Source organism: Promicromonospora kroppenstedtii DSM 19349, from assembly GCF_000515355.1.
In the GTDB taxonomy this organism is placed as follows: Bacteria; Actinomycetota; Actinomycetes; order Actinomycetales; family Cellulomonadaceae; genus Promicromonospora; species Promicromonospora kroppenstedtii.
The window spans coordinates 1,933-8,636 of the sequence record NZ_KI911762.1 but is presented as its reverse complement, the minus strand read 5'-3'; the positions used below and the strand labels follow the sequence as shown (position 1 = coordinate 8,636).

Below are 6,704 nucleotides of genomic sequence, written 5' to 3'. Positions count from 1 at the left end.
GCTCGCCGTGGCGAGGAAGGCCCCGGCCAGCAGGGCCGCCGCCGCGGCCGCGCCCGTCAGGCGCGAGGTGGTGCTGGCTCGCATGACTGCTCCTTCTGCAGGGTGTCGTGCGCGGGCGGTCCGCAGCGACACCGTAGGACGGCGCCCGTTCGCGCGGGTGAACGACGCGTGAACAGGGGCCCGTGTCGGGCCCCCGCGGGTCGTGGTGCCGGTCGCCGTCGGCCGTAATCGAATCGTTGCCCGCTCGCCACCAGTACGGACGTTCGAGACGGTATTTTTCCGGGGCGGCCTGAGGCGGCCGCGACGAGGGTGTGCCCGCCGTCGTGCCGAACCACAAGGAAGAACTTGATGAACCGCACTGCCCGTACCGTCCGCCGTCCGGCCCGGCTGCTGGCCGCGGCGGCCGCGGCGGCCGTCTCGCTCACGATGCTCACCGGCTGCTCGGTCCTCGACGACATCATGTCGAGCGGCGAGGCCCCGCGTGACGAGCCGGGCGGCGAGATCACCGCGTCGGCGGACGCGGACGCCTTCGACATCCTCAAGGGCGACTGCATCGACCTGGCGGCCCTGGACGGCTATGGCGAGTCCGCGGAGGGCGAGGACTTCGAGGTCGAGTCGGTGCCCGTGGTGCCCTGCGCCGAGGAGCACACCGGCGAGGTCTACGCCGAGCTCATCATGGATGACGCCGAGTACCCCGGCGACGAGGCCATGTCGAAGAAGTTCGACGAGTGGTGCTACGACGAGTTCGAGAAGTTCGTCGGCATCTCCTACGACGAGTCCGTCTACGGCTACACCGGCTTCTACCCGACGCAGGCCACCTGGGACCAGCTGAACGACCGCTCCCTGCAGTGCATCATCAGCTCCGAGGAGCCGTTCACGGGCAGCCTCAAGGGCGCCGCGCAGTAATACCCGGCACGGTGTCGTGCGGCGTGGCGGTCCGGCGGGCCGCCACGCGCACGTCCACCCCGACGACCACCAGCGCCGCGAGCACGAAGCACGCCCCGACCAGGGGCACCGTGTCGATACCGACCGTGGCGACGACCAGCGCCCCGAGCGCCGCTCCGCCGCCGATCCCGACGTTGAACACCGAGCTCGATATCGCGGTCGCCGACTCCGTGGCACCAGGGGCCACCTGCATGGACAGGAACGACAGGGCCGGTGGGATCGCGCTGAACGCGAGGCCGAACAGGGCCAGCCCGACGAGCGCCAGGGCCGGGACGTGGCCCAGGGTCCACAGCAGCACCAGCGCGCCGGTCAGCAGGCCGAGCGCCACGAGCACCGTCTGCCACGGCCGCCTGTCGAGCACCTGGCCGATGAGCAGCGTGCCCACCAGGCCCGCGATGCCCTGGCCCAGCAGGAGCGCGCTCAGGTACCGGTCGGGGAAGCCCGCCGTCTCCAGCAGGAACTGGGTGACGAACGTGATCATCATGAAGCCGCCCGTCACGAGCAGCACCGTGACGACCATGAGCACCACGAAGCGGCGCATGCTGGGGTGGGTTCCGCGCGCCGTACCGCTCTCCTCGGCGTCGACGTTCGGCATGGCGATCGCCATCGCGAGGCAGGCCAGCAGGCTGACCACCGAGAACACCAGGAACGCGGTGCGCCAGCCCGCCTGCTGGCCCACCCAGGTGCCGAGCGGCACTCCGAGCAGCGGTGCGAGCGAGATGCCGATGGCGAGCCGCGCGATCATCTTGCCCCGGACGGCGGGGGCGAACAGGCTCGCGGCGGCCGGTGTGACGACCGACCAGAACAGGGCCTGGCCCAGCGCGGTGACCATGCGCGCGGCCATCAGGTCCACGTAGCCCGCGGCGACCGCCGACCACAGCGTCCCGACGGCGCACACCGCCGTGGTCGCCGCGAGCACCCAGCGCCGCGGGAACCGGCGGGTCAGGCGGGAGAGCGGCAGGGACGCGAGCACCACGACGGCGGCGTACGCGCTGACCAGCAGCCCCACCTCGGACGTGCTGCGTCCCAGGTCGGGGGCGATGAGGGTGAGCAGCCCGCCCGGCAGGTTCTCCGCCGCGACGAAGGTGAAGGCGCTCACCGAGAGCGCGATCAGTGCGGCGACGGCACGGCGCCGGTCGACCGGAGGTGCGGCGAAGTTCGCCGCAGCGGCGGGGCTGTTCGCGGTCATGGGATCTCCGGCTGGTCGACGGGCGTGGGCTCACCCGGACGACGAACGGGTCAGGCGGACAGCGACCAAAATACGCGGCCTCGAACCGATTCTACGAGCCCATTACCGGCATACGTCGTGAACCAGAACTGTGTCCTAGGCAACATTGTCGTAATATTTCCCTGGTTTCCTCCTCCGTGGACAAAGGTGTCCAGCAGGTTCGGGGCCCGTACGCACCACCTCCTCGTCCCGGACGCAGCTCTCTTCACGGAGGAAACATGAACTCACGTCTCTGTGCGGTTGGTGCGGGAGCAGCGCTGCTGCTCTCGGCCGCCGTCGTGCCGATCACCGCTTCCGCGGCGCCACCGGTCGAGGAGCCACCGCAGCAGGCGGCACCCGCCAAGGAGGACAACCGCCCCGACGCCCTCGCCGAGAAGCAGACGGAGAAGCGGCAGCTCGCCGTCGACATGGTCGCGACCGGTCAGGCGAAGGTCGAGACGCGCGGCAAGGGCAAGCACAAGTCGAAGGTCGTGGAGATCTCGCCGCGCGAGTACGTCGAGTACGGCGTCGAGGAGACCGCGCAGCTCTTCAGCATCCTGGTCGACTTCGGTGACCAGGCCGACGAGCGCTTCCCGGACGCGGCCGCCGGGCCGGTGCACAACGAGATCCCTGAGCCCGCCACGAACGACAACTCCACCTACTGGGAGTCCGACTTCTCGCGCGAGCACTACCAGGAGATGTTCTTCACCGGCCTGGAGGACCAGGACGGCGAGTCGTTCGCCGGTGTCTACGACGAGATGTCGTCGGGCCGGTTCGACCTCCAGGGCGACGTGTCGGACTGGGTCACCGTGCCGTACAGCACGGCCTCCTACGGCACCACGGAGTCCGGCGTCGACATGACGCGGTTCATCCAGGACACCGCGGACGCCTGGTACGACCAGCAGGTCGCCGCCGGCAAGACCGCCGAGGAGATCGACGCGTACCTCCAGTCGTTCGACGTCTGGGACCGCTACGACCTGGACGGCGACGGCATCACCGCCGAGCCCGACGGTTACATCGACCACTTCCAGGCGATCCACGCCGGGGAGGGCGAGGAGGCCGGCGCGCCCGAGGAGGCCATCTGGTCGCACCGCTGGTCGGTCAACCAGGGCGGCCTCGGTACGGACGGCCCGGCCGACTACCCGAAGGTCGGCGGCATCAAGATCGGTGACTCCGACATCTGGATCCGCGACTACACCACGGAGCCGGAGAACGGTGGCCTCGGCGTGTTCGCGCACGAGTTCGGCCACGACCTCGGCCTGCCCGACTACTACGACACCGCGGGCGGCGAGAACGGCACCGGCTACTGGAACCTCATGAGCTCCGGCTCGTGGATGGGCCACGGCGACGGCACCATCGGCACCACGCCCAACCACATGGGCGCCACCGAGAAGCTCTTCCTGGGCTGGCTCGACTACGAGACGGTGGAGCCGGGCGAGACCGAGCGCATCAAGCTCGGCCCGTCGTTCCACGCGACGACGCGCGCGCAGGCCGCGATCGTGAACCTGCCGGACGGCGTCGCGAGCGAGGACCTGGGCGAGAAGTACGGCGTCGAGCCGTTCGACGGCGAGTTCGTCTACTCGGGCACGGGCAACGACCTGAACAACACGATCACCTCGCCGTCGTTCACCGTGCCGGACGGCGCCTCGCTGACCGCCAAGGTGCAGTACGACATCGAGGCGGACTACGACTACGCGTTCGCCGAGGTCTCGACGGACGGCGGCGCCACCTGGACCGCCCTCGCGAACAACCTGTCGACGGACGAGGACCCGAACGGCACCAACCCCGGCGCCGGCATCACCGGTAGCTCGGACGGCGCCTGGGTGGACCTGACGGCCGACCTGGCGGACTACGCCGGCCAGACGGCGTCGGTCCGGTTCCGCTACTCGAGCGACGGCGGCACCAACGAGACCGGCATCGCGATCGACGACGTCGCCGTGGGCGACGCCCTGAGCGCGGACTTCACGGACACGTCCGACTGGACCGTGGACGGCTTCGTGCCGGTGGGCGCCGACGGCACCTACGAGGTCACCTACCAGCACTACTACGTGGCCGAGAACCGCGTGTACGGCGGGTACGACGCGACGCTCAAGGAGGGCCCGTACAACTTCGGCTGGAGCTTCACCAACAGCAACAAGGTGGAGCACTACCCGTACCAGGACGGCCTGCTGATCTGGTACGTGAACAGCCTGTACGGCGACAACAACGTCTCCCAGCACCCGGGCGGTGGCCAGGCCCTGCCGGTCGACGCCCGCGCCAAGGCGCTGAAGTGGTCGGACGGCACGATCGCCCGCAACCGCATCCAGTCGTTCGACGCCACGTTCGGCCTGCAGAAGACGGACCCGCTGTCGCTGCACCGTGAGGTGTCGGCCACGTCGCTGACCACCCTCAAGGTCGGCAAGCAGTGGCCGGTGTGGAAGTTCGACGACACCAACCCCGAGGCCTACTACGACCAGTCCAACCCGGGCCACTCGGTCAAGGTCGGCGGCACCGGCACCACCATCAAGGTGCTCACGGAGGACAGCAAGAAGGGTCACATGACCATCCAGGTCAACTGACCCCCTCCCGCCCCGCACGTGTCAGACGCTCAGGTCACCCCGGTGACCTGAGCGTCTGACACGTTCTACGGGCACTACGCTCGAACGCATGACACACCTGCGATGGGGCATCCTGGCGGCCGGCGGGATCGCCGCGAGCTTCACATCAGACCTGAACGACAACGGCTTCACCGTGCAGGCGGTGGGGTCCCGGAACCTGGAGAAGGCCCGCGAGTTCGCCGACCGGTTCGGCATCCCGACGGCGCACGGCTCCTACGAGAACCTCGCGGCCGACCCCGAGGTCGACATCGTCTACGTGGCGACGCCGCACCCGTTCCACGCCGAGGCCGCGAAGCTCGTGCTGGAGGCCGGCAAGCACGTGCTGGTCGAGAAGCCGTTCACGCTCAACGCCGCCGAGGCGCGCGAGGTCGTGGAGCTCGCCGAGTCGAAGGGGCTCGTGGTCCTGGAGGCCATGTGGACCCGGTTCCTGCCGCACATGGCCCGCGTGCGCGAGATCATCGCGTCGGGCGTGCTCGGCGAGGTGCGCACGCTCATGGTGGACCACACCCAGGACCTGCCCGACGACCCGGCCCACCGGATCAACGACCTCGCCCTGGGCGGCGGCTCCCTGCTCGACCTGGGCATCTACCCGGTCTCGTTCGCCTGGGACCTGTTCGGCGAGCCGCTGACGGTGCAGTCGCACGCGACGTTCAAGGAGACGGGCGCCGACGCCACGATCGCCACCATCTTCGGGTACGACGGCGCCCGGGTCGCCACGACCGTGTCGGCGTCCGACACCCGGGGCCCCAACCGGGCCTCGATCCTGGGCACCGAGGGCCGCATCGAGATCGACGCGACCTGGTACAACCCGTCGACGGTGCACGTCTACGACGTCTCGGGGACCGAGGTGGAGACGTACAGCGCCGAGGTGACGGGGCGCGGCATGCACTTCCAGGCCGCCGAGGCCGAGCGCCTGGTCGCGGCCGGCGAGCTCGACAGCCCGCTGCTCCCGCGCGCGGAGACGGTGGCGATCATGGGCACGCTGGACACGATCCGCGAGCAGATCGGCCTCGAGTACCCGGGGGAGCAGCCCTCTGCGTGACCCTGTGGGCCCCCTTACCCCCTTCGAGGCCTAAGTTTCTTCGCTCTGACTCGCCTCAAAGCGAAGAAACTTAGGCCTCAAAGGAGAGTTGGCTTCCGGGGCAGGGTTGGCTTCGGCGCGGACGGCGGCGCCCGGCCGGGTCGCGCGGCTCCCGACGCCGCGGTGCGACGCTCAGCGTTCGCCCAGGACCGCCTCGATGAGGCCCGGGAACTTCTGGTCGAGCTCGTCACGGCGGAGCTGGATGGCGTGCGTGCGGCCGTGCACGATCGTGCGCGTGAGCCCGGCCTCGCGCAGCGTGCGGAAGTGGTGCGACATGGTCGACTTCGTGAGGTCGAGGCCCCAGCCGTCGAGGGTCTTGGGCTTCGGCTCGCCGTCGGCCAGCTTGTCCACTATCCGCAGGCGCACCGGATCGCCGAGGGCCTTGAGCACGTCGACGAGCTCGACGTCGGCCATGTCCGGGCTCGGGTAGTCACCCATGACGTACCTCCGGGGCATCGGCTCGCGCGAATGGTTCGACAGCCATCGAACTATCGCGTACGCTCGACGGTATGACGTTCATCGAACAATCATACGCGCCGCGCGGCGCCTATCTCCGGATCGGCGTGATCGCGGCGGCGCTGTTCGTGGTCGGCACCAACGCGTTCGTCATCGCGGGCGTGCTGCCGCAGATCGCGACGGGGATCGGCGCGACCGCCGGCGCCGTCAGCTACTCCATCTCCTGGTACGCGATCATCGTCGCGGTGCTCGCGCCCGTGGTGTCCGTGCTGTTCGCCCGCGCGTCCCGCGCCGCCCTGATGGGCGCCGGCATGGGCCTCATCGCCGCGGGCATCGCCCTCTCGGCCGTTGCCGGTGACCTCGCGATCTTCACCGCGGGCCGCGTCGTCGCCGCGCTCGGCGGGGCCGCGCTCATGCC

General features: G+C 69.9%; 5 protein-coding genes and 1 pseudogene. 4 read left to right on the top strand and 2 right to left on the bottom strand.

The genetic code is table 11. The features are described from left to right. The first annotated feature begins 348 nt into the window (after nt 1-348). On the top strand, nt 349-906 hold the full coding sequence (locus PROKR_RS28895) for a septum formation family protein (protein WP_051433475.1): 558 nt from the start codon (nt 349-351) through the stop codon (nt 904-906). Here PROKR_RS28895 and PROKR_RS28890 read toward each other — a convergent pair. Continuing rightward, nucleotides 887-2,134, bottom strand: a complete 1,248-nt coding sequence (locus tag PROKR_RS28890; RefSeq protein ID WP_036970993.1) for an MFS transporter — start codon at nt 2,132-2,134, stop codon at nt 887-889. The two genes, PROKR_RS28895 and PROKR_RS28890, sit on opposite strands and share 20 nt — an antisense overlap. 257 nt (nt 2,135-2,391) lie before the next feature. Between PROKR_RS28890 and PROKR_RS28885 the strand changes: the two genes are divergently transcribed. Together PROKR_RS28885 and PROKR_RS28880 are read left to right on the top strand one after the other, a co-directional pair. Next, nucleotides 2,392-4,710: an immune inhibitor A domain-containing protein gene (locus tag PROKR_RS28885; RefSeq protein WP_036970991.1), complete on the top strand. Its 2,319-nt coding sequence runs from the start codon at nt 2,392-2,394 to the stop codon at nt 4,708-4,710. A gap of 88 nt (nt 4,711-4,798) precedes the next feature. Then, complete coding sequence (locus PROKR_RS28880; protein ID WP_036970989.1) at nt 4,799-5,791, top strand: Gfo/Idh/MocA family protein; 993 nt, start codon at nt 4,799-4,801, stop codon at nt 5,789-5,791. A 171-nt stretch (nt 5,792-5,962) separates the two neighbouring features. Here the strand turns inward: PROKR_RS28880 and PROKR_RS28875 are convergent, their stop codons facing one another. Continuing rightward, nucleotides 5,963-6,268, bottom strand: a complete 306-nt coding sequence (locus tag PROKR_RS28875; RefSeq protein WP_036970987.1) for an ArsR/SmtB family transcription factor — start codon at nt 6,266-6,268, stop codon at nt 5,963-5,965. 71 nt (nt 6,269-6,339) lie between these two features. Here PROKR_RS28875 and PROKR_RS36585 point away from each other — a divergent pair. Then, nucleotides 6,340-6,704 (top strand): annotated as a pseudogene (locus PROKR_RS36585) (MFS transporter); the annotation flags it as partial.